Source organism: Rhodoferax sp., from assembly GCF_018063565.1.
Classification (GTDB): Bacteria; Pseudomonadota; Gammaproteobacteria; order Burkholderiales; family Burkholderiaceae_C; genus Rhodoferax.
In genome coordinates this window covers 22,540-45,707 of sequence record NZ_JAGPBB010000026.1, presented here as the reverse complement: position 1 = coordinate 45,707, position 23,168 = coordinate 22,540, and the positions used below count along the sequence as shown (strand labels likewise).

Sequence of the window (23,168 nt, the reverse complement as noted above, 5' to 3'; positions counted from 1 at the left end):
CGCCCATGGCGATCAGCGCAGCCTGTGCTCGCAAGCACTGGAGGCAGGATTTGCCGCTTGCCTGTCGAAACCAGTACGCCAGTCACAGCTGTTTGACAGCCTGGCCGGCGAGGTTGCCGACTTGCGCGTTGATGCGGCAGCACTTGAGGTTGCCACGCCAGCAGAAAACCTGGCCAATCCGGACAATCTGGAACACAACCGTCAGATCATCCTGCTGGCAGAAGACAATGTCGTCAACCAGAAAGTAGCGCAGTTACAGATCAACAAACTGGGTTATGCGTTGCACCTTGTCGACAACGGTCAGCAGGCGGTGGACGCCCTGATGACCATGCTCAATGACCCGGCACGGCGCTACGCGGCCATCCTGATGGACTGCCAGATGCCGGTGCTTGACGGCTTCGAAGCCACAACGATGATCCGATCGCGCGAGGCTGTCAGCCAGCAGCACATCCCCATCATCGCCATGACCGCCAATGCGATGCAAGGTGACCGTGATCGTTGCCTGGCGGTCGGCATGGATGATTACCTGAGCAAACCAGTCAAGCCAGATGAATTGCGCGCGGTGCTGCAGAAGTGGGTCGGTGCACCCATGCTCGAGGCCACGCCGGATTTGGACGTGCCGGCCTCGCCAACCGCTGCGCCCCCAACGTTATCGGGCCATCAGCAGGACCAGGTGATTGACTTTGTCTTGCTTGACGACTATTTTGGAGATGATCCGGAGGTATTGAGCAAGCTGCTGGCGCTTTTCAAAACTACCGCTCATAACCTGTTAGAAAAACTGGAGATCTCGACTGCGCAATGTGATTCGCATGTGGTGCTGGCGCAGGCACACGAGCTTCGCGGGTCTTGCAGCAATATCGGCATCGAGAGGATGTCGCACATCACCGCAGACCTGGAAACTGCCGCTGCTGAAAACGACTGGGTTGGTGCGCAGCACGCACTGAAGGCACTGCAACTCGCCTACACCGATGTGTTAGTTGCCATCACCGCCCACGAGCACATTTGACGGCACAACACGTCCAGCCTCCATGGTGATGCAGCGCTCGCACCCGCGTGCAATGGTTCGGTCGTGGGTGACCAGCACCAGGGTGGTGCCGAGTTCCCGGTTCAGCGCAAGCATCAGTGCCATGACCGCCTCGCCAGTAGCAAAATCAAGACTGCCAGTGGGTTCATCGGCCAGCAAAACGGCAGGTTGCACCACAAACGCGCGCGCCAGCGCAACCCGCTGCTGCTCACCACCCGATAGCACTTTGGGATAGTGTCGCAGCCGCTGAGCCAACCCCACCCGAGCCAGCATGTCGGTGGCAACTTGCCGCGCATCACGCCGATTGGCAAGTTCAAGCGGCAACATTACGTTTTCCAGGGCGGTCAGATTACCCAGCAACTGAAAACTCTGAAAGACAAATCCGACTTTCTGCGCACGCAGCGCCGCCCGGGCGTCTTCATCCAGGGCGAACAAATCCTGGCCCGCCAAGCGCACCGTGCCTCGGGTCGGGGTATCGAGGCCAGCGATGATGGACAGCAACGTGCTTTTTCCCGAGCCAGATGCACCGACAATGGCGGCGGTTTCACCCTGCTTCAGGGAAAAGTCAATATCGCACAAAATGTCGAGCGTACCGGTGGCGTCGGAGACCGATTTGCTGATGTGCTCAACCGAGATAATGCAACTTGACATGAATGTTTCTTTGGATCTTGTGAAATTGAATCGACGCCACTGTATCGTGTTCGCAACGTCATTGACCGCCACGGGGATTAGTGTGTCGGCACCGGCAACGCCAGCGACAAAACCAGCGCAGGCGGTGACCACGCTTCTTGTGCTTGGCGACTCACTCAGCGCCGAATACGGCCTCGCTCGTGGCACCGGCTGGGTAGCCTTGATGGAACAGAAACTGGCCAACGAGAAACCAGCCATACAGGTTGTCAACGCCAGTATCAGCGGAGACACCACTTCGGGGGGGCGCGCACGACTGCCCGCACTGCTGGCACAGCACCGTCCCAAACTGCTGATCATTGAACTGGGAGGCAATGACGCACTGCGTGGCTTGCCTTTGGGGATGACACAGGACAATCTGGGTGCCATGGTGCAAGCCGGGCACCAGGCCGGTGCCAAAGTGCTGCTGGTAGGTATCCAGATCCCGCCCAATTACGGCAAAGATTACAGCCGGCGTTTTGCCGACATGTACGCGCAGACCGCCAAGGCTCATCAGGCCAGTCTGGTTCCATTCTTGCTGAAAGGCATTGCAGATGTACCAGACAGCGAGCGCTGGTTTCAGGCCGATCGTATTCACCCGACGGCCGCAGCACAACCGCAAATGCTGGCCAATGTTTGGCCCTCACTGATTCGGATGTTGCCATGAGTCTGACGGTGCTCAATGCTGGCGAGGCGCTGACCCGCATGTCCGATTTTGATGCTCTGATCGATGCCCGCAGCGAGGCCGAGTATGCAATGGATCACCTCCCGGGCGCAGTGAACTGGCCTACGCTGGACAACGAACAGCGGCGCGACATTGGCACTCTGTATCAGCAGGTCAATCCTTTTGAGGCAAGGAAACGCGGTGCCATGCTGGCAGCTCGTAACATTGCGACGCATATAGAACGCCATGTACTGGAGCAACCGCGTGACTGGCGTCCACTGGCTTACTGCTGGCGAGGTGGGCAGCGCAGCGGTGCGCTGGCGCTGATACTGGGTCAGATCGGATTTCGCGTCACCCAGCTGGAGGGGGGGTACAAAGCGTTTCGGGCGGCCATGATCAAAGACATTGAGCGCCTGGTGCCGACGCTCCATTTCCGGGTGGTCTGTGGACCGACTGGCTCGGGCAAAACGCGGTTGCTGCAAGCTTTGTCGGCACAGGGGGCTCAAGTGATCGATCTGGAGGCTCTGGCGCGGCATCGCAGTTCGGTGCTGGGTGCCCTGCCTGGCCTGGAACAGCCCAGTCAGAAGCGTTTTGACACCTTGATCTGGAACACTTTGCGGCAGTTTGACCCCAAGCGGCCTGTGTACGTCGAGAGCGAGAGCAAAAAGGTCGGCAACGTGGCTGTGCCATTGCCCCTGATGCACGCGATGCGGCAAAGCCCCTGCCTGAATATGCAGTTGTCAGATGAACAACGTGTGGACTTGTTGCTGGAGGACTATGCCTACTTCTCCACTGACCCGGGCGCCTTATGCGATCGGCTCGAAGTGCTGATACCCCTGCGCGGACGCGCTGTCGTACAGACCTGGCAAGCACTGGCACGCCAGGGCGCATTGGCAGCGGTGGTTTGGGAACTGCTGATAACGCACTACGACCCAGCGTACGCGCAGTCGATCGAACGCAATTTTGAGTGCTTCAAAAATGCAAAAACCATAGCACCGACCGATCGCTCAGCCAGCGCTATGGCAGAATTGGCGGCACAATTGATCAAGGGTGAAGAGTTGGCCGACCAATGCACTCTGGGTCAGTTTGTTGTTACAGGTGTGTTGCCCTCGCCAGAATCACCAGACTCCTGACCCGGTGTGGACTCACCCACCTTGCGCTGTGCTTTTTCTTTCAGCTTTTCTTCCTTCTTCTTCTTCTTTGCCAGTTCTTTCTGACGTTTTTCGTAGCCGTAGTTTGGTGTTGCCAATGTGTTCTTTCGAGGTTGTAAGCACAGATTTTACCTGCACCCGTCAAATCATCGCCCGCAGACCCTGCTGCAGGTCGGACTGCAAATCGGGAAGCGCTTCAAGCCCAATTGAAAACCGTACCAAGATCCCTGGTTGCAAATGGGCTGGCCAGGCCGGACGCATCGCCGCCAGGTTGTAAGGCATCACCAGGCTACACGGGCCACCCCAACTGTAGCCAATCTCAAAAAGGCTCAACGCATCGCAGAAGGCGTCCACCTGGGCCTGACTGTAATCACGCTTGAAAATCACGCTGAACAAACCCGCTGCAGCACCGGGTCCATCGTGGCACATGCGTGACCAATGGACATGACCAGGCGACTGCGGCAAAGCCGGATGCAACACTTGGGTAAATTCGGAACGTGTCAGGCTCCAGCGCGCCAATGCGCGGGCAGCCTCATCGTGCGCCTGGTAACGCAGCGGCAAACTGGGCAGGCCACGCAGCACCGCCTCGACGTCATTGGCCGCCACCCCCATGCCCAGGCGCATGTGGCAGAGTTTGATCTGCATGTGCAAGTCGGGATTTGTGGTGATGATGCTGCCCATCAACACATCGCCACCGCCGCTGGGGTATTTGGTCAGCGCATGGATGCTGATGTCAACCGCCAGCCGGGAGCGCGCGCCGGGATGCAAATCAAAAGGTTGAAACGCCAGGCCAGCGCCCCAGGTATTGTCCAGAGCGCAGCACACACCGGCGGCCTTGCAAAGGCGCACCAGCTCACACACATCCGGAAACTCCAGCGTTACCGAACCGGCTGCCTCGAGCCAGACCAACCGCGTCCTGGGGCTGATCTTGGCGGCCAGATCCTGTGGGTGCATGGCGTCATAAAAACGGTGGCTGATACCCCATTGCGCCAACTCGGCCTCGGCCAGTGCCTTGCTCGGACCATACACATTGTCGGGCAGCAGCACCTCGTCACCCGATCGCAGCAGCGCCAGGGAGACGGTGGCGATGGCCGCCAGTCCGCTGGGGACCAGCAGGCATTGCGCGCCACCCTCGAGCGTACACAGACGTTCCTCCAGGGTGTAGGTGGTGGGGGTGCCGTGCAGGCCATAGGTGTAGGCGCTCTTGTCCTTCCATTCAAACTGGCGCATCGCCGCCACGCTCGGAAAGAACACGGTAGACGCCTTCGCCACCATCGGTTGCGGCGCGGCAAAGCCTGCCGGCGGCGTGTAAGCGTGATGGATCAGCTCAGTCGACAGCGACCGGGTTTCGGGTGCGGTCAAGTCAAACACTCCACTTCTGGATCAACTGCTCCGGTCGCATACTGTCGTAGCTCTCAAACGGTTGATGAATCCAGGGGTTGGTTGGCAGGTAATCGACGCAGTAGTCCGGCGTGAAGGTTGAAATCGCCTTGGTCCAGATCACCGCGCTGCGCAGTTCCACAATCGGTTTGTAATTGGTGCGCAGTTGCTGGATCACCACATTCAGGGTATGGCCGGAGTCAGCCAGATCATCCACCAGCAGCACACGACCGGCGATTTCGCCTTTGGGCGTGGTGATGTAGTGCGCGATATCGAGTTTGCCTTGGACTGTACCGGCGTCTGACCGATAGGAACTGGTCGACATGATGGCCAGTGGCTTGTCAAACACCCGCGACAATACGTCCCCCGGACGCATACCCCCGCGTGCCAGACACAGGATGGTGTCAAATTCCCAACCTGACTGAAACACCTTGATAGCGAGTTTTTCGATCAGGTTGTTGTATTCGTCATAACTCACATAAAGGTGTTTGCCGTCTTCTGTCAACATGAATTAACTCCTGAAAAAAATAGCTTGATACCTAATAGGAATATGCGCTAAAGCCAAATTTTTTACATCACCAATGAAACTGGAGTGCTCAATCTGCCAGGAATGGATGGCGCATCATGATGGTGTGCTCCCGGTCCGGACTGGTCGACACCACATGAATCGGCACACCCGTCACCTGCTCGATACGTTGCAGGTACAGGCGCGCAGCGGTGGGCAACTGATCATACTGGGTGACACCGACCGTGCTGTCGCTCCAGCCTTCCAGGGTTTCGTAGATCGGTTCACAGCGCGAAATATCGTCGGCCCCCATCGGCAGGATGTCGGTGATTTCACCGTCGAGCCGGTAAGCCGTGCACAGCTTGAGTTCCTTCAGACCGTCGAGCACATCCAGTTTGGTAATGCAAAGCCCGGTCAAACCATTGACCTGAGCCGAGCGCTTGAGCAAGGCGGCGTCGAACCAGCCACAACGGCGGCTGCGCCCGGTCGTAACACCCTTTTCGGCGCCGACCGTGCTCATGTGGTAGCCCGGCGTGCCGGGCACCTCCCATTCCAGTTCGGTCGGGAATGGACCACCACCCACCCGCGTGCAATATGCCTTGGTAATGCCCAAAATGTAATGCAGCAAGCCCGGTCCCACCCCGGCACCAGCAGCGGCATTGCCGGCAACACAATTGCTCGAGGTCACAAATGGATAGGTGCCATGATCAACATCCAGCAAGGTGCCTTGCGCGCCCTCAAACAACAGGTTCTCCCCCTTGAGATGGGCGTCATTGAGCTCGCGTGACACATCCGCCATCATGGGTTTGAGCAGCTCGGCGTGGCGCATGGCCTCGTCGTACACCGCATCAAACTGCACCTCACCGTCCTTCATGTAAGGTGCCAAGGTCGGACCAAAATCAAAATGGCGCGAGTTGAGGTAGGTGCTCAGGACATGGTTGTGCAAGTTCAGAAGTTCCCGCAGCTTGCTGGCGAAGCGCTGGGGGAACTTGAGATCTTGCACGCGCAAGGCACGTCGCGCAATCTTGTCTTCGTAGGCGGGTCCGATGCCCCGACCGGTGGTGCCGATTTTTTCGCTGCCACCTTGTTCACGCGCCGCTTCGCGGGCGACATCAAGCGCCGCATGGAAGGGCAGAATCAATGGGCAGGCTTCACTGATACGCAAGCGCGAGCGAAGTTCAACGCCCACCTTTTCCAGGCCGGCGATTTCTTCAAACAGCTTGGCTGCCGAGAGCACCACGCCGTTGCCGATGTAACACTTGACACCGGCACGCATGATGCCGCTGGGGATCAGGTGCAAGGCGGTTTTGACGCCATTGATCACCAGTGTGTGCCCGGCATTATGGCCACCCTGGAACCGCACCACACCCTGGGCGCTCTCGGTGAGCCAGTCCACCAGCTTGCCTTTGCCTTCGTCGCCCCATTGGGTGCCGACCACCACCACATTACGTCCTTTGATTGCAGTCATATTGCTTCTCTATAAAAAATCAGAGTGTTCGTACCAGCCATTGACCAGCCACTTCGACAAGTTCGCGGTCGCAGGTGAACTCGTCAACCTCGCTGTCGTGTCCTGGCATCACACGCAGAACGATCTCACCCGCTGCTCGCAAGGACGCCACGGTTTGGTTCAAGCCGTCATCGTCGCGCCAGGGCGCCCGAATGGCCTCCTGCAAGGGCCGAGTCGAAACGGCCGCCACCAGTGTTTTGAGATCCAGACTGAAACCAGCCGCCGGGCGATTGCGACCAAACACCGCACCCACCTCATCGTAGCGACCACCGCGCGCCAATGCGCCACTGCAGTTGGGTGCATAAATCGCAAAACGCGCACCCGTGTAATAGTCGTAACCGCGCAGATCTGCCAGATCAAATGTCATCTTGACCGGTGCCAAATGGCGCGCAATATGCTGCAATCTTTGCAGCGCATTGTTCATGCCTGGATTAGGCTTGAGCACCCTTTCAGCCTCAAATAGCACCGTCTCATCGCCGTACAGCTGTACCAGCGCCAGCAAACCTTCACGCACCGCCACGGGCATGTCCCGCGTCAACAACCTGATCTCCGGGCCGTCTTTGGCCGCCAGCGCGGCGTAAAGATGGGCCATCTGGCGAGCGCTTTGCGGAACCGCCGACAACAAGGACTTGACCAAGCTGGCATCCGCCAGATCAACACTCGGTGCCTGCAGCCGGGCGGCCTTCAGGCAGTCCAATGCCAGCTGCAAAATCTCGATGTCGGCCTCCAATCCTGCGTGACCATAGATCTCAGCGCCCAGTTGCAGGGGTTCGCGGCTGGCATGAGGGGCGTTGGGCAAAGTGTGCAAGACCGGCCCGCAGTAGCACAGCCGGGTGACGCCGCTGCGGTTGAGCAAATGTGCATCGATACGAGCGACCTGCGGCGTGCTGTCCGCTCGCAAGCCCATGGTACGCCCCGAAAGTTGATCGACCAGTTTGAAGGTCTGTAAATCCAGCGCCACACCGGCACCGGTGAGCAGGGACTCCAGATGCTCCAGCAACGGTGGCATGACCAGTTCATAGCCATAACAACGTGCCGTATCCAGCAGGTCTCGACGCAACTCTTCGATGTGCCGCGCCTCTGACGGCAAGACATCGGCAATGTGATCCGGCAGGACCCAAGCAGACATGAGATTTTTTAGAGGGCTGTTAAAACCGTGATTTTACCGGGCAAAAGCCCGTCTTCAGCCACACCGACGAGAGACTCAGGACAACCACCAGACCATGGCCAAGCCGATCAAGACACTGCACAGACCGAAAAAGCGCAACTGGCCGTCGTGCAACTGCAAAATCTGCATGAAGGTTCGCCGCCAGGTTGCCGGTGAGACGAAGGGCATGAAGCCTTCTACCACCAGCACCAAGCCCATGGCCAACCAAAAAGTGTTGCTGTCCAAGCGAATCACCGCGCTATTTTTTGCCTGCGGCGAGTGCTGGTCCGCTGCCACGCAACGTCTTGAAAAACTCCGAGCTGGCAGGATCAAGCACCATCACATCACTTTTCTTGGAAAATGTGGCTTTATAGGCGTCCAAACTCCGGTAAAACTGGGCAAATTGCGGGTCGCGGCCAAATGCCTCAGAGTAAGTACGCGCTGCTTCGCCGTCACCCTCACCCTTGATCTTCTGCGCATCCCGGTAGGCATTGGCGATCGTGACCTCACGCTGGCGATCGGCATCGGCACGGATCTTTTCACCCTCAGCGGCACCAGTCGAGCGCAACTCGTTGGCAACACGTTTACGTTCGGCTTCCATGCGCCGGTAGACCGATTCCGTGATGGCTTCCACATAATCCACGCGGGTGATACGCACGTCAATCACGTCCACACCCCAGGGTTTGACTCCGCGCACCTGACTCAACACCTCAGATTTGACATCTTCCATCAGCGCTTCACGCTTGAGCGACAACAACTCCTTGACTGTACGTTTGTTGATCTCCTCTTGAAATGCATTGCGAACCACCCGATTGAGCTGACTTGCACCAGCGGCCTCGTTGGTGCCAACATTGCGGATGTACTCGGTCGGTTCCGAAATGCGCCAGCGCACATACCAATCGATCACCACGCGCTGTTTCTCGGCCGTCAGCACGGGCTCATTGTCAGTGCTGTCCAGGGTCAACAGACGTTTGTCGATATATGAAACGTTCTGGAACGGCGGGGGCAGCTTGAAGTTCAAGCCTGGCTCGGTAATCACGTCCTTGATTTGACCCAAAGCGTAAACCACACCAAACTGCCGTTGATCCACCACGAAAAGTGTGGAACTGGCAATGGCCAACAAAAACAGAACACTGGAGAAAATAAAACCAAGGCGATTCATCTGGGGCTCCTAGCGTGTTTCACGGGTACGAGCCCGCGTCGCGTCGCGCGCGCGCGCATCAATGCCAGTGGCAGCATCGGTGCTGGCCGAGGGCGCATTCAGTGGTGTGCCATTGGCTGTGGGCATGTTGACGACTGCGTCAGCCGATTGACCGGTCATCTCGATCAGCTTATCCAATGGCATATAGAGCAGATTGGAACCCTGGCGGGAATCCACCAGAACCTTGGTCACGTTCCCATAGATCTGCTGCATGGTGTCGATGTACATCCGGTCACGGGTGACCTGCGGTGCTTTCTGGTACTCAGTGAGCACCGACTTGAAACGCTGTGAATCACCCTGGGCCTGCGCCACGATACGTGCCTTGTAGGCATCGGCCTCTTCCTTCAGTCGGGATGCGGCGCCAACCGCGCGTGGAATGACATCGTTGGCATACGCCTGCGCCTCGTTCTTGGCGCGTTCGCGCTCCTGGCCGGCTTTCAGGACGTCGTCAAAAGCGGCCTGAACCTGCTCGGGCGGGCGCACCCCACCCTGCTGCAGATTGATACCGACAATCTCGATCCCAACTTTGTAACGGTCGAGGATTTTCTGCATCAAGGCACGCACGCGCGGGGCAATCTGGTCGCGCTCGTCAGACAGGGCACTGTCCATGCGCATTTTGCCCACCACTTCCCGTACGGCGGTTTCAGCGGCCTGAACCACGGCATCGGCGGGGTTCTTGCTTTCAAACAGGAATGCGCGTGCGTCGCTCAAGCGGTATTGCACCGCAAACTTGATCTCAACGATGTTCTCATCTTCAGTCAGCATGGCGGATTCGCGCAATCCCGTTGCCTTGATGACGGTGTCGCGACCCACATCGACGGAACGGATTTGGGTTACAAAAATCAGTTCATGACGTTGCACCGGGTAAGGCAGCCGCCAGTTAAAACCAGCGCCAACGGTTGAGTGGTATTTGCCAAACTGGGTAATGACTGCCTGCTGACCTTCCTGAACGATGAAAAAACCGGTTCCGAGCCATATCAGCACCACAACCGCAGCCACCAGTCCCGCACCAATACCGGCGTTCTTCATGTCGGGCTGAAAACCGCCGGGTCGGCCACCTCCCGTGTTTCCGCCGCGTCCGCCACCTTTGACGTTGCCAAACAAGCCGCCAAGTTTTCGGTTGAAGTCCCGCCACAATTCGTCCAGATCAGGAGGGCCCTGATTGGCACCGGAGCGTGGCCGCCGCTCATCAGTGGGGCGCTGCGGCGTCTCAGCAGATGGGGGATCGCTTGGCTCTGGACCATTGCCAGTGCCATCGGATGGTTTGTCGTCCGCTCGGCCCCAGCGCGGGTCATTCAGATTAAACATGCCCTTGAGCCTCTGGGGCAGCCCAGCCAGGCTGAACACAGGTAAATAAAATTTCATCAAATCAACTCGTATCTAGTTACACCGGATTGTGCCGAATCAAACGCCAGCCTCACGACTCTCAGGGAAATGCGGCTGCGGCGGCGGTGGAAGCTGGGTCAGCCGTTCAGCCAGCCACTGCCTCAGCAACACGACCCCTTCACCGCGCTGCGCGCTGACAAAAATCCGCGGTGTTCTGACCCCATCGAGTTCATAGTGGTCATGGGTATGTGCCGGCAACCTCTCGACGTCGACCCTATCAAGTTTGTTGAAGACCAGTATCTGCGGGATAGCCGAGGCATCAATTTCAGCCAGTACGCGTTGCACCTCATGGATCTGCTCCACATGATTGGGGCTGGAAAAATCGACAACGTGCAACAGCAAGTCGGCGTCGACCGCTTCTTGCAAGGTGGCCTGAAATGCGTCGATCAATCCATGTGGCAAATCGCGGATAAAACCCACCGTATCGGACAGTGAGATGGTGCGTCCTACTTCACCCAGGTACAACTGCCGGGTGGTGGTATCCAGCGTTGCAAACAGTTGGTCAGCCGCATAGGCACGGGCTTTGACCAGGGCATTGAACAAGGTTGACTTGCCCGCATTGGTATAACCCACCAGCGAGATATTGAACGTGTCGCGCCGTTCACGCTGACGCCGCTGGGTTTGTCGCTGTCGCTTGACCTTGACCAGGCGCTCCTTGGTGCGCTTGATGGCTTCGCCAATCATGCGTCGATCGAGCTCGATCTGGGTTTCCCCAGGGCCACCGCGCATGCCGATACCACCGCTCTGCCGCTCCAGGTGAGACCAGCGACGAACCAGCCGGGTACTCAGATACTGCAAACGCGCCAGTTCTACCTGCAGCTTACCCTCGTGGCTGCGCGCGCGCTGTCCGAAGATTTCAAGAATGAGCAAGGTCCGGTCATTGACCGGCAACTCAAGATGCCGCTCAAGATTGCGTTGCTGGGCCGGACTCAGGCTTTGGTCAAACAAAACCTCCTCGACGCCCAACTGCTGCGCCAGCAATTTGATCTCATCCGCTTTTCCGCTACCGATAAACAAAGCGGCGTCCGGGGCGCGTCGCTTGCAAGTCACGCGCGCTACCGCCTCAAGTCCAGCTGTACTGGCCAACAGGCCCAACTCTTCCAACTGGTTATCAAAGCGGGGGAGCCCAAAATCAACGCCAACCAATAGGGCGCGTGCCCTGAGCTCGTCAGGCGCTGGCAGTTTCGCCACCCTCAGTCACGGTGAAGTTAACGGCACGGCCGGGAACAATGGTCGAGATAGCATGTTTGTAGACCATCTGCGTTACCGTGTTCCGAAGCAAGACGACATACTGATCGAATGACTCGATTTGGCCTTGCAATTTGATCCCGTTCACCAAGTAAATAGAGACCGGCACATGTTCCCGACGCAACGTGTTGAGGAACGGATCTTGTAATAGTTGGCCTTTGTTGCTCACGATATTCTCCGTGTTCGGATAGAAATTAAGAAGTGGTCACGATACCACAGTCACCTGTTGATTTAAAAAAGTGGTTCAGATATCCGCAAGAAAATACCCTGAATACTCAACTTGGAAACGCTCAATCCGCCTTTTCGGCGAACGGATTGGTGGAAGTTTTGAACTCAATACGCAGGGGTGAGCCAACCAGATCAAATTCCTTGCGGAATCGACCTTCGAGGAACCGTTTGTAGGCATCGGTGACGTGCTCGAGTGAATTTCCGTGGATCACAATGACCGGCGGATTCATGCCGCCTTGGTGGGCATAACGCATCTTGGGCCGGTACATTCCGGCCCGTTTCGGACTTTGGAATTGCACCGACTCCAACAACAGGCGTGTCAGCACAGGTGTCGACATCTTGCAATTGGCCGCCTTGTAGGCCTGGGCGATGGATTGCCACAAGGGTCCAAGTCCCTGACGTTTCTGAGCTGAGATCAGATGCATATTGGCAAACTTTAAAAATGCCAAACGTGTTTCGATGGAACGTTTGACCAGTTCCCGCTGGTAGTCGTCGACCGCGTCCCATTTGTTGATGGCCAACACCACGGCTCGGCCGTTTTCCAAAATGTATCCGGCAATGTGCGCGTCCTGGTCTGTTACACCTTGTGTCGCGTCAATCAACAACAAAACAACATGCGCAGACTCGATCGCCTGCAAGGTCTTGACCACTGAAAACTTCTCGATTGCCTCAAACACCTTGCCGCGTCGACGCAAACCTGCAGTATCAATCAACTCAAACTTCTGGCCATTGCGCTCGAACGGAACAGATATTGCATCCCGCGTCGTACCCGGCAGATCAAAGGCCACCAGACGCTCTTCACCCAGCCAGACGTTGATGAGCGTTGATTTACCCACATTGGGTCGACCTGCAACCGCCAGCCGAATGACTCCCGGCTCGACCTCCTGCATCACATCCTCATCGAGCGCGACAAAGGACGCCAGCGACAAATCGATCAAAGACCTGATACCTTGACCGTGAGCCGCTGAAACCGCATGAACCTCGCCCAGCCCCAGCTCATAAAACTCCACTAGCTGAGCCCCCTCCAACATACCTTCGGCCTTGTTGGCAACCAGCACACAGGGCTTGCCCAGTCGACGCAAGTAGTTGGCAATGTCGTGATCCTGCGCAGAGATACCGGCGCGCGCGTCCACCACAAAAACGACGACATCTGCCTCGGCCACCGCTTGGCGGGTCTGTTTCGCCATTTCCATGTAAATACCACTCGCAGCTTCTGGCTCAAAGCCGCCCGTATCTATCACAATGAACTCGTGTTTGCCATGTTTGGCATTGCCATAGTGTCGGTCCCGCGTCAGGCCGGCAAAATCTGCCACGATGGCATCACGCGATTTGGTCAAACGGTTAAAAAGTGTCGATTTGCCGACATTGGGACGGCCGATCAGGGCCAGAACAGGTTTCATGTCGACCGATCCGTATAGGGCATCATTCGGGTCGGAAACCAAAAATGCCACCTTTGCGTGTCACCACGACCAAGGTGTTGTCGACCAGCACAGGCGTCACATCGACTGCTGAGCCGTCGGTTGTCAACCGATTGAGCAAGGTACCATCTTCACGCGACATCAGATGCACCAAGCCAGTGTTGTCACCCATCACAACGGATCTGCCCAATGCCAAGGGCGCGCTCAACTGTCGAAACCTTAAACGGTCAGATTCCCAGATTTGTTCGCCGTTGCCGGCGCGCCATGCCAACACGCGTCCATCGCTTTCAACGCCAAAAAGGCTCTGCCCGTCACCCTGCACACCCACCGAGCCGATGGCATTCTGGCGCCACAAAAGCTTTCCTTTGCCCGCATCCACACAGGCCACCGCTGACTGAAAAGCGCGAGCACAAACCACGTCCGCACTTCTGCGTACCCCAGCCAGCAGGTCAACCAGGCGCTCAATGTCATTGGTGCCTCGTGGTGTTGCAATGGCAACATCCCAGAGCGGGGACCCAAGCGCCGGATTGAGTCCGACCAAGCGGCCCGAAACACCCGCTACCAGCGTATTGTTGACTGCCAGCAAAACACCAGCCTGGCGCAAAACCAGGGCTTCACCGGGACGCTGGTTCTGCCACAACTTGCGACCGGTCAACGCATCGAAGGCCGAAATGGTACGGTCTGCTGCCAGCACAAAAACACGTTCACCCGCCACCAGCGGCGCGGTGAAAACCTGGCCCGTCAGACGGGCACGCCACAACTCCTTGCCCAGTTCAAGCACAATCAATTCGTTGCGATGTGTCACCAAGGCCGCAAATCTGCCGTCAAAACCCACGCCGGCGGCGATACCTGGACCCACATTGGCCCGCCAGACAGCCGCACCGGAATTGGCATCAAGTACCAGCACATTGCCATCGGAACTAGCCAGGGCCACTTGAGTTTTGACCGCTTTCAGCTGAAGCGGAAAATCAACCGGGCCAATTTGGCTATTCCAAACTCCTTTGATGCCGATCAGTGCCGGGTTGGCACCCAAATCTGCGGGCAACGGCTTATGGCTATCGCCACTGGCACAAGCAAACAGCCCCAACAATAGAAAACCGGCCGAAAACAGCCGTAGCAGGCGAAACCAAGAAGTGTTGATCATTGATGACTACTTTCCAGTGGCTGCCGCCACCTGATCCGGTCCTTGCACGTCTACACCCAACGCATTGAGTTTGACCTCAACCAGTCGCCGGTATTCAGTGCGTGAATCCAACAAGCGATACGCGCGCTCGTACTCTGCTATGGCTTTGACCTTGTCGGCCTTTAAAGACATCACATCACCCTTGCGATCGGCGACAAGCCCTTCAAAACTCGCAGGAAACGCGCCATTCAGCAAAGCCAAGGCGGCATCGTAACTCTTGCCATCCATCAAAATCGATGCCAAACGCAGTTTGGCAAGCGCCTGGTAGCCCGGTTCACCCGCCTGTTCCGACAACCAGGTCAGGCTGACTTTCGCTGCATCCGGCTTACCCGCTGCGACAAGTTGCCTGGCGACCAGCAAGGCCGACTGCTGTGCATAGATGGTGCCACCGAAGCGGTCTTTCATTTCGGCAAAGACACGCTCCATTCGCGCTGGATCAGCGGACGCGACGGAGCGTTCCACCTCATCAAACAACGCGGCCGCTTGCGTGGCCTGGCTGCGTTGCCAATACTGGTAAAAATTCCAGCCAGCAAACCCCGCGAGAACCACAATCAGCACCCAGGTGATTGCATTGCCATATTGCTTCCAGAAATGCTTGAGTTGGTCAAGCTGTTCCTGTTCTTCCAAGTCGAGTTGATTCGCCATAGGGTCAAAGAGTTAAACCGGAGATTGTAGGGTTGCAGCCCATTGCGGCAGATCGGCCAGGGTATGCAACGTCTGTGCTCCGCCTTCGCGGAGGGACTTGATCGTCAGCTGGTCAGCCGCTACCTCGTCGGGACCAAAGATCAGTGCGAATCTGGCACCACTGGCGTCGGCACGCTTGAACTGGCTTTTCATACTGCCCATGCCTTCGACGCTGCTGGCCGCCATCTGCACTTGAACACCCAAATGGCGCAACTGTTGCAAGGTTTTGAGGACGCTCGGAAGATCACCAGACTGACCGACGATTGCATAGGCATGGGGCACCGGGCCACTGGCCAACTGGCTCGACGCCCGGGCAAGCTCCAACACCCGATCCACGCCCAAAGCCCATCCCACCGCTGGCGCACTCTTACCACCAAGTTGTTCAAACAGGTAGTCATACCTCCCCCCGGCACAAACGGTCCCTTGCGATCCCAATCGATCCGTCACAAATTCGAAAACAGTCAGGTTGTAATAGTCCATGCCACGGACCAAGCGCGGATTGATGCGATAAATAATGCCGTTGGCGTCCAGAATGTTTCGCAAGCTGTTGAAATGCGCCAATGACTCGGCACCAAGATACTCCAGCAACTGAGGCGCGGCCTCCACCATCGCTTGCATCTGCGGATTCTTGGAATCCAGAATCCGCAGGGGATTGGTGTACAGGCGCCTGCGGGCGTCTTCGTCCAGCAAAGATGCGTGCTGCTCCAGGTAGCTGATCAAAGCCTGTCGGTGCGCCAATCGCTCAGCGGGTTGACCTAGGCTGTTGAGCTCCAGCCGGACATCGCTCAAACCAATTTCTTCCCAGAGCGCCGTTGCCATCAAGATCAGTTCAGCATCGATCTCGGCCCCAGAAAAACCAAGGGCCTCCGCACCGATCTGATCAAACTGGCGATACCGCCCTTTCTGTGGCCGCTCGTGTCGGAACATGGGTCCGATGTAGTAAAGGCGCTTGGGGCCGTCATACAGCAGGTTGTGCTCCAGCGCGGCCCTCACCACACCCGCGGTGGCTTCCGGCCGAAGCGTCAAGGCATCACCGTTGAGCCGATCTTCAAAGCAGTACATCTCTTTCTCAACAATATCGGTCACCTCACCCAGGCCGCGCACAAACAACGGTGTGCGCTCAACAATCGGCGTGCGGATATTTCGGTAGGCGTAACGAGACATCAGGCAACGAACGGTGTGCTCCAGCCACTCGACCGTGGCCGAGTCTGGTGGCAAAACATCATTCATGCCCTTGACGGCCGTCAACCTGTCGATTTTTCGTGTTGCTGTTTCTGACATGTGTAGTTCTATCAAACGTCGACTAAGCGACTCAGTCCAAAGCGCCGCTCCACATAGTTTTCAACGATGGACTGAAACTCGGTGGCAATGGATTCACCCCGCAGGGTCATGCGTTTCTCACCATCAATGAACACTGGAGCAGCGGGTACCTCACCCGTGCCCGGCAAACTGATACCGATATCGGCATGTTTGCTTTCGCCTGGGCCATTCACAATGCAGCCCATCACCGCCACCTTCAACTTCTCGACCCCAGGATATTTGTGGCGCCATTGGGGCATTTGTAGGCGTAAAAACTCCTCAATTTGCTGGGTCAGTTCCTGAAAGGTCGTGCTGGTGGTGCGACCACAGCCAGGGCATGCCGTGACGCTTGGAACAAACGAGCGCAACTCCAGTGCCTGCAAAATCTCAGTGGCGATCACCACCTCCTGCGTACGGGATTCACCGGGCTGAGGGGTAAGTGACACACGGATGGTGTCGCCTATTCCTTCCTGAAGCAAAACCGCGAGTGCGGCGGTTGACGACACGACACCCTTGGCTCCCATACCGGCCTCGGTCAGACCGAGATGCAAGGCATAGTCGCAACGACTCGCCAAGGCGCGGTAAACCGCGATGAGGTCCTGCACGCCACTCACTTTGCAGGACAAAATGATCTGATGGGCGGGCAATCCGATCTCAACCGCACGACTCGCCGAATCCATCGCGGATGTAATCAGCGCTTCATACATGATGGACTTGGCGTTCCAGGGTACATCCCGGGCATGGTTACGATCCATCAGCCCGGCCAGCAACTCCTGATCCAGGCTGCCCCAGTTGACGCCAATCCGGATCGCTTTTCCCCAACGGACGGCAGCTTCCACCATTTGCGAAAACTGCAGGTCACGCTTGTCACCCTTGCCAACATTGCCCGGATTGATACGGTACTTGGACAGCGCTTGTGCGCATTGCGGATAGTCCGTCAGCAAACGATGGCCGTTGTAGTGAAAATCACCGATCAAGGGCACGTCGACGCCCATTCGATCCAGTTGTTCCCGAATGGGAGCGACAGCCATCGCTGCTTCAGGCGTGTTGACCGTGAGACGCACCAACTCCGAGCCTGCCAGGCTGAGTTCCTTGATCTGGATCGCCGTGCCAATCACATCGACCGTATCGGTATTGGTCATGGACTGCACACGTACCGGTGCACTGCCACCCACCGTCACCACCCGGCTGCCCCAAACGATCTGCGCCTGAAGGGATTTCCTGATTGGCGCGCTGCCAGGCACAACGGGTTGCTCGTTTTCCATTAATTGACCTCAAACCGTGCTACGTTGTTTTTTGACAGCGACGACAAATCCAGTGCATTGCCGCGCACCGTGACCGAAACCATGTCAGCGCGCCCCAACACCACCGAAAGCGGTGGTTTGGCCGCAATGGGCAGAACCTCACCCATGCTTGTCAGCTTGCGCACCAGCAATGTCCCGGAAGCGTCAGTCACCTCCACCCAGGATGCCCCTTTGGCAGACAAAACAAGCACGGCCTCGGAGCCCGACCCCTGCAGGACCTGCGACGGCTCGGATGCCGGGCTCCCCTTGAGGTCTGGCAAAGAACCCAATACTGGACTATCGGCTAACTTGACTGGTTCAGAAAGCGATGCTGACTCCGGTTTATCCTGCCGCAGTTTGGGCTTCAGTTCGATACCCTGCTCTGCCGTGTCAGCGGGAGCTGCGCCTGCGCTAGTCAAATCAGAATCATTGGGTTGGGTTGGCCAAAATGCGATCGCCACAATCACGATCAACAAGGCAATAATCGACAGACCAACCGGGTTAGCGACCTGCCGCCACGAGAAACCAGCGAAGCGTCCCGGTGCTTCAAAAGTGGTGTTGAGTCCGTCATAGTCCGTTTTGATCTGAGGCGACTGGCGTTGTGGCAACGCAGACATCACCGGTTTCGGATCAAGTTTCAAAGACCGACAAACACTCAGAGTCAAAGCGCGCACAAATACGACATCCGGCAGCAAATCAAATCGATCAGCCTCCAGTGCTTCCAGCTTTCTGACAGGGACCTTTAACGATACTGCCAACGCAGCAATGTGCAAACCCTGCGCTTCACGCGCTGCCCTCAGCAGCGCACCCGCACCACCCGATCCACTTGACGGCGGCGTCAGGCTGGGTGACGGCGAAGACCCCTGCATGACCATGACCGAGTTGTCATTCATTGAACGCACCTCGTCGCAACCGGTCAAGTTCAGGTGACTGGGGGAATCGCCGTTGCAATTGGGTGGACAACTGCGTGACCGCATCCTGATTGGCCAGTCGCTTTTCGACCTTGATACCCAACCAAAGTGACTCAGCGTTGGCCAAATCACTGTTGTTGAGACGGCGGATATAAAACTGGGACCGCACGAACTCCCCTTTTTTGAACAGGATGTTGGCAAGGTTGTATCCGGTCACCGGATTGCCCGCATCAAATTCATATGACCTCAACAAACTGGATTCAGCTTCCTTGAGCATGCCAGCGCGCTCCTGACAAAGACCCAAGGCCCTGAAAGTCTTTGCACGTTCGCCGTAGAGGGGATCAGAAAGAGCGCGGGAAAAAAGATCGAAAGCCAGGGGAAACGCCTGTTGCTGACATTTGAGCCATCCCAGATTGTGGAGCACATCAGCATTCTTGGGATTGAGTGCCATGGCCTTGTTGAAGCTGTCTTCGGCGATGGTGAAATCGTTCAGACGCATGTAGATCAGGCCTCTGAGGCTGTAAGCATCCGAAAAAAGAGGATCTGCCGCGATCGCCTGCTTGAGCTCATCCAGAGCAATCGTGGTTTTCCCTTGCTCGAAATAACCCAATGCCAGCTCAATGCGGATCCTTGCCCGCTTTCGCTCTGCTGTCTCATCTGACTCCGTGACAAGTTCACCTCGCCCGCCCCCGGTCGCGACGGATGACTCGCCACGACTGGCACAAGCCGTCACGGCAACACCAATCAGTACCGGCAAGACCAAAATAGCAATAAGGCGTCTGAACAATTCCATGGGGTCACGGCGGGGGGTGAATGCAGGTCTCAGAGCTGGATTTACAGGGTGGGTTGCAGCAGCACGGTGCGGCGACGCGCCAACCGTTCCACCACACGCGTGCGATCAATCACTTCACCTGCCAATTGGCCACAGGCCGCATCGATATCATCGCCGCGCGTCTTTCGAATGGTCGTTGTGATTCCTGCATCGGTAAGAATTTTCGCAAAACTGGCTATCCGAGCGGCAGGAGATCGCAACAAACCGGAACCAGGAAAAGGATTGAACGGGATCAGATTGAACTTGCACCACGCCTTGGATTTTGCACCCGTGCCAGCCAATTCAACCAGTTGAACAAGTTCCCTGGCCTGATCAGAATGATCGTTGACGCCATCGAGCAGGCAATACTCCAAGGTTATGAAGTCTCTGGGCGCAGCCTGCAGGTAGCGAGCACAAGCATTCAAAAGCTCTCCCAGCGGATACTTCACATTCAGAGGCACCAACTGGTCGCGCAGGCCATCATTACTGGCGTGCAGCGACACCGCGAGTGCCACCGGGCAATCCTTGGCGAGACGATCCATCATCGGCACAACACCGGACGTTGAAACGGTCAGTCGCCGCCTGGATATGCCGTAGGCATGATCATCCAGCATCACCCTCAAAGCTGGCAGCAGTGCATCGTAGTTTTGCAACGGCTCGCCCATGCCCATCATCACAACATTGGTGATGACCCGTTCGTCGCTGCCGAGATGTTGACGCAAAAAATGCTCGGCGAACCAAAGCTGGGCGACGATTTCACCGGTGGTCAGGTTGCGACTGAAACCCTGATGTCCGGTGGAGCAAAAACGGCATCCCACTGCACACCCAGCTTGCGATGACACGCAAAGTGTGCCACGATCATCCTCCGGGATGTACACCGTTTCAATCACGTTGCCACCACCCACATCAAACAACCATTTAATGGTTCCATCGGTAGAGCCGTGCTGAGAAACCACCGGTAGAGGACGAACGATGGCACAGGTGTTGAGCTTTTCCCGCAAAGATTTGGCGAGATCGGTCATGGCATCAAAATGAGGGGCTCCCTTTTGATGGATCCAGCGAAACAGCTGAACTGCCCGAAAGCGCTTTTCACCCAGCCGTTCACAATAGGCGGCCAAGCCCTCGAGGTCAAAATCGAGCAGGTTGGCCGTCATCGTCTTCTTAACGCGAGTAAACGTTCATTCCGGGAAAGAAAAATGCCACTTCAACGGCGGCTGTCTCGGCAGCGTCTGAACCGTGAACAGCATTGGCGTCAATGCTGTCTGCAAAATCTGCACGGATCGTGCCAGGAGCAGCCTTTTTCGGGTCAGTGGCACCCATAAGTTCGCGATTCTTCAGTATGGCATTGTCGCCTTCAAGCGCCTGGATCATCACCGGACCGGAAATCATGAAATCCACGAGATCCTTGAAAAATGGGCGCGCCTTATGAACAGCATAAAAGGCCTCTGCCTCGCCGCGAGACAAATGTGCCATTTTGGCGGCAACAACCTTCAAACCAGCGGCTTCAAAGCGTGCATAAATCTGGCCAATGACGTTCTTGGCAACCGCATCGGGTTTGATGATGGAGAGAGTTCTTTCGATTGACATATAAATTCCTTATTCAAAAATGTAAATTGGTGGGCTTGACCAAACCCTTGATGATAACCGGATCCCTCTGCAAACTGAGTCCAACAGACAGCCTCGTCATCGCGTACGGCCAGACGGGCGCCGGGAGCCAGACGAACCCGAGCCTGCTCCACTCCTCTTGCGAGCATCCTGACGTTGCTTGGTGAAGCTATCCACACCGATATAGCCCAAAGAGGTTTTCATGGGATCCGGTTGCCCACCAGCTGACGGCCCTTGGCGCGGTGACTGGCCGCCGCCAGAACGCCCGCCACCGGATCGCCCACGCGATGCACGGCCAGCGGATTGACCGCTTCTGGGTAACCCTGCCTGCGTGTCATCGACCTCACCGGGCCGCCCGTGCGCCACCCGGGACAGCGCCCGAATATCGGCGTCATCAAGCTCCATCCAGGCACCCCGCTTGAGTCCGCGTGGCAAAACCATCGCACCATAGCGAATCCTGATCAAGCGACTGACCGCATGGCCAAGCGATTCCAGCATTCGCCTGACTTCGCGGTTACGTCCTTCAGAAATGGTGACTCGGTACCAGCAGTTTGAGCCCTCCCCGCCTCCGTCTTCGATGCTGCCAAACTGCGCCAATCCGTCGTCCAGTTGAACGCCCGCCAGGAGTTTGGCCTTTTCCTCAGACGTCAGTGCGCCCAGCACCCGCACGGCGTACTCGCGCTCCAGTCCGAAACGTGGGTGCATCAGATTGTTGGCCAGCTCGCCGGAACTGGTCAGCAACAGCAGACCTTCCGTGTTCAGGTCCAGTCGGCCAACTGACTGCCATTTGCCTTGAAACAACTTGGGAAGTTTGCGAAAAACGGTTGGACGGTTTTGTGGATCATCATGACTTACTACCTCTCCGGCGGGTTTGTGGTAGGCAATTACCCGTGCAGGCGGAGGTGCTACGCGAAACCGGATTGGCTTTCCGTTGACTTTGACGTGGTCACCAAACTGAACCCGTTGTCCTATGTGCGCAGGCTCGTTGTTGACCGTGATGCGACCCTCAAGGATCAATTGTTCCATCTCCAAGCGCGAGCCCATGCCGGCCTGCGCCAGAACTTTGTGCAGCTTGGGCGACTCTGGCTGCGGTGGCAAGACCCGCTTGAGCGGCACGGTGCCAGGACTGGCTTCCTCGGCGTCAAACTTGCCGGAAATGACATCTTCGAATCGGATCACATCCGATGCTGGTATGTCAGACGTTGGCAGGTGTTCTGTCATCATCAGGTTCCTCGTTAGCAGGCGCACCAGGCATTGGCTGGACCAAAGCGCCGTTTTCCCAAATTAACTCCTCCGAGCTCGGCAACGAGCCCACCATCTGACCCGCTGACTCCGGTAGCGGTAGTTGATTCAATGACTGCAAACCGAAATCATCAAGAAACTGCCGCGTTGTCGCAAATAGCGCAGGTCGCCCGATGGTGTCCCGATATCCGATGGTCTCGATCCAGCCACGATCCTCGAGTTGTTTGACTGTCAGAGAGTTGACAGTGACACCGCGAATGGTTTCAATATCACCGCGAGTCACGGGTTGTTTGTAAGCAATGATGGCCAACGTCTCCAAGGTCGCACGTGCATAGCGGGGTGGCTTTTCCGGATATAAGCGATCCAGATAGGGACGCATTTCGGGACGACTTTGCAAGCGCCAACCATTGGACACAGCCACCAACTCAACGCCGCGTGACTGCCATTCATGTTGCAGGTCTGTCAACAGAATCCGTATCGAATCTGCACTCAGGCCCTCGTTGAAAAGCGAGCGCATATCGCGCATCGCCAAAGGTTGCGGCGAACAAATCAAGGCAGTTTCAAGGATGCGTCTGGCATCCGTTGTGTTCATGGCTTAGTCAATTCCGAAAAATACCCGTACGAT

General features: G+C 56.9%; 25 protein-coding genes. 3 read left to right on the top strand and 22 right to left on the bottom strand.

Going from position 1 to position 23,168, the window contains the following annotated elements; translation table 11 throughout:
* Positions 1-1,006: response regulator (locus KBF66_RS08345; RefSeq protein WP_296654997.1), on the top strand; the 1,006-nt coding region annotated here is incomplete at its 5' end.
* Here KBF66_RS08345 and KBF66_RS08340 read toward each other — a convergent pair.
* A complete protein-coding gene (locus tag KBF66_RS08340) occupies positions 974-1,675 on the bottom strand; it encodes an ABC transporter ATP-binding protein (protein ID WP_296654994.1) in 702 nt (233 codons plus the stop codon). The genes KBF66_RS08345 and KBF66_RS08340 overlap by 33 nt on opposite strands.
* A gap of 19 nt (positions 1,676-1,694) precedes the next feature.
* Here KBF66_RS08340 and KBF66_RS08335 point away from each other — a divergent pair, with 19 nt between their 5' ends.
* Both KBF66_RS08335 and mnmH read left to right on the top strand, forming a co-directional pair.
* The gene (locus tag KBF66_RS08335; protein WP_296654992.1) at positions 1,695-2,357 is read left to right on the top strand and encodes an arylesterase; all 663 of its coding nucleotides are present in this window, start codon (positions 1,695-1,697) and stop codon (positions 2,355-2,357) included.
* Positions 2,354-3,487 (top strand): tRNA 2-selenouridine(34) synthase MnmH, encoded by a 1,134-nt coding sequence (gene mnmH / locus KBF66_RS08330; protein ID WP_296654990.1) that lies wholly within the window; start codon positions 2,354-2,356, stop codon positions 3,485-3,487. The genes KBF66_RS08335 and mnmH overlap by 4 nt, the downstream gene beginning before the upstream one ends.
* On the opposite strand, the gene KBF66_RS08325 is transcribed toward mnmH, so the two are convergent.
* The 21 genes from KBF66_RS08325 to scpB form a co-directional block, all read right to left on the bottom strand.
* On the bottom strand, positions 3,436-3,603 hold the full coding sequence (locus KBF66_RS08325) for a hypothetical protein (protein ID WP_296654988.1): 168 nt from the start codon (positions 3,601-3,603) through the stop codon (positions 3,436-3,438). The genes mnmH and KBF66_RS08325 overlap by 52 nt on opposite strands.
* 43 nt (positions 3,604-3,646) lie before the next feature.
* Positions 3,647-4,867: a PLP-dependent transferase gene (locus KBF66_RS08320; protein WP_296654986.1), complete on the bottom strand. Its 1,221-nt coding sequence runs from the start codon at positions 4,865-4,867 to the stop codon at positions 3,647-3,649.
* A gap of 1 nt (position 4,868) precedes the next feature.
* A complete protein-coding gene (locus KBF66_RS08315; protein ID WP_296654984.1) occupies positions 4,869-5,393 on the bottom strand; it encodes a phosphoribosyltransferase family protein in 525 nt (174 codons plus the stop codon).
* An 88-nt stretch (positions 5,394-5,481) separates the two neighbouring features.
* On the bottom strand, positions 5,482-6,858 hold the full coding sequence (locus KBF66_RS08310; protein ID WP_296654982.1) for an adenylosuccinate synthase: 1,377 nt from the start codon (positions 6,856-6,858) through the stop codon (positions 5,482-5,484).
* Positions 6,859-6,877: 19 nt separating this feature from the next.
* On the bottom strand, positions 6,878-8,026 hold the full coding sequence (locus KBF66_RS08305) for an ATP phosphoribosyltransferase regulatory subunit (protein ID WP_296654980.1): 1,149 nt from the start codon (positions 8,024-8,026) through the stop codon (positions 6,878-6,880).
* Between the two features lie 75 nt (positions 8,027-8,101).
* Positions 8,102-8,290, bottom strand: coding sequence for a DUF2065 domain-containing protein (locus KBF66_RS08300; protein WP_296654978.1), 189 nt, complete (start codon positions 8,288-8,290; stop codon positions 8,102-8,104).
* A gap of 13 nt (positions 8,291-8,303) precedes the next feature.
* Entirely contained in the window at positions 8,304-9,206 is a 903-nt protein-coding gene (hflC, locus tag KBF66_RS08295; RefSeq protein WP_296654975.1) for a protease modulator HflC, read from the bottom strand.
* A 9-nt stretch (positions 9,207-9,215) separates the two neighbouring features.
* Positions 9,216-10,610: an FtsH protease activity modulator HflK gene (gene hflK / locus KBF66_RS08290; protein ID WP_296654974.1), complete on the bottom strand. Its 1,395-nt coding sequence runs from the start codon at positions 10,608-10,610 to the stop codon at positions 9,216-9,218.
* A gap of 39 nt (positions 10,611-10,649) precedes the next feature.
* Positions 10,650-11,813, bottom strand: coding sequence for a GTPase HflX (hflX, locus tag KBF66_RS08285; RefSeq protein WP_296655005.1), 1,164 nt, complete (start codon positions 11,811-11,813; stop codon positions 10,650-10,652).
* Positions 11,800-12,048: an RNA chaperone Hfq gene (hfq, locus tag KBF66_RS08280; protein ID WP_296654973.1), complete on the bottom strand. Its 249-nt coding sequence runs from the start codon at positions 12,046-12,048 to the stop codon at positions 11,800-11,802. Before hfq ends, hflX begins: the two co-directional genes overlap by 14 nt.
* A gap of 121 nt (positions 12,049-12,169) precedes the next feature.
* On the bottom strand, positions 12,170-13,507 hold the full coding sequence (der, locus tag KBF66_RS08275) for a ribosome biogenesis GTPase Der (protein ID WP_296654972.1): 1,338 nt from the start codon (positions 13,505-13,507) through the stop codon (positions 12,170-12,172).
* Positions 13,508-13,529: 22 nt separating this feature from the next.
* Positions 13,530-14,669 carry an outer membrane protein assembly factor BamB gene (gene bamB, locus KBF66_RS08270; protein WP_296654970.1) on the bottom strand — a complete coding sequence of 380 codons (1,140 nt, stop codon included), beginning with the start codon at positions 14,667-14,669 and terminating at the stop codon, positions 13,530-13,532.
* Between the two features lie 6 nt (positions 14,670-14,675).
* Entirely contained in the window at positions 14,676-15,353 is a 678-nt protein-coding gene (locus KBF66_RS08265) for a tetratricopeptide repeat protein (protein WP_296654968.1), read from the bottom strand.
* A gap of 12 nt (positions 15,354-15,365) precedes the next feature.
* Positions 15,366-16,649: a histidine--tRNA ligase gene (hisS, locus tag KBF66_RS08260; protein ID WP_296655003.1), complete on the bottom strand. Its 1,284-nt coding sequence runs from the start codon at positions 16,647-16,649 to the stop codon at positions 15,366-15,368.
* Between the two features lie 35 nt (positions 16,650-16,684).
* Entirely contained in the window at positions 16,685-17,956 is a 1,272-nt protein-coding gene (gene ispG, locus KBF66_RS08255; RefSeq protein WP_296654967.1) for a flavodoxin-dependent (E)-4-hydroxy-3-methylbut-2-enyl-diphosphate synthase, read from the bottom strand.
* Positions 17,956-18,867 carry a RodZ domain-containing protein gene (locus KBF66_RS08250; RefSeq protein ID WP_296654965.1) on the bottom strand — a complete coding sequence of 304 codons (912 nt, stop codon included), beginning with the start codon at positions 18,865-18,867 and terminating at the stop codon, positions 17,956-17,958. Before KBF66_RS08250 ends, ispG begins: the two co-directional genes overlap by 1 nt.
* The gene (gene pilW / locus KBF66_RS08245) at positions 18,860-19,678 is read right to left on the bottom strand and encodes a type IV pilus biogenesis/stability protein PilW (RefSeq protein WP_296654963.1); all 819 of its coding nucleotides are present in this window, start codon (positions 19,676-19,678) and stop codon (positions 18,860-18,862) included. The genes KBF66_RS08250 and pilW overlap by 8 nt, the downstream gene beginning before the upstream one ends.
* Before the next feature lie 41 nt (positions 19,679-19,719).
* A complete protein-coding gene (gene rlmN / locus KBF66_RS08240) occupies positions 19,720-20,850 on the bottom strand; it encodes a 23S rRNA (adenine(2503)-C(2))-methyltransferase RlmN (protein WP_296654961.1) in 1,131 nt (376 codons plus the stop codon).
* 7 nt (positions 20,851-20,857) lie between these two features.
* Positions 20,858-21,283, bottom strand: a complete 426-nt coding sequence (gene ndk / locus KBF66_RS08235) for a nucleoside-diphosphate kinase (RefSeq protein WP_296654959.1) — start codon at positions 21,281-21,283, stop codon at positions 20,858-20,860.
* 96 nt (positions 21,284-21,379) lie between these two features.
* Positions 21,380-22,525, bottom strand: coding sequence for a pseudouridine synthase (locus KBF66_RS08230; RefSeq protein WP_296654956.1), 1,146 nt, complete (start codon positions 22,523-22,525; stop codon positions 21,380-21,382).
* Positions 22,497-23,135 (bottom strand): SMC-Scp complex subunit ScpB, encoded by a 639-nt coding sequence (scpB, locus tag KBF66_RS08225; RefSeq protein ID WP_296654953.1) that lies wholly within the window; start codon positions 23,133-23,135, stop codon positions 22,497-22,499. The genes KBF66_RS08230 and scpB overlap by 29 nt, the downstream gene beginning before the upstream one ends.
* Positions 23,136-23,168 lie beyond the last annotated feature (33 nt).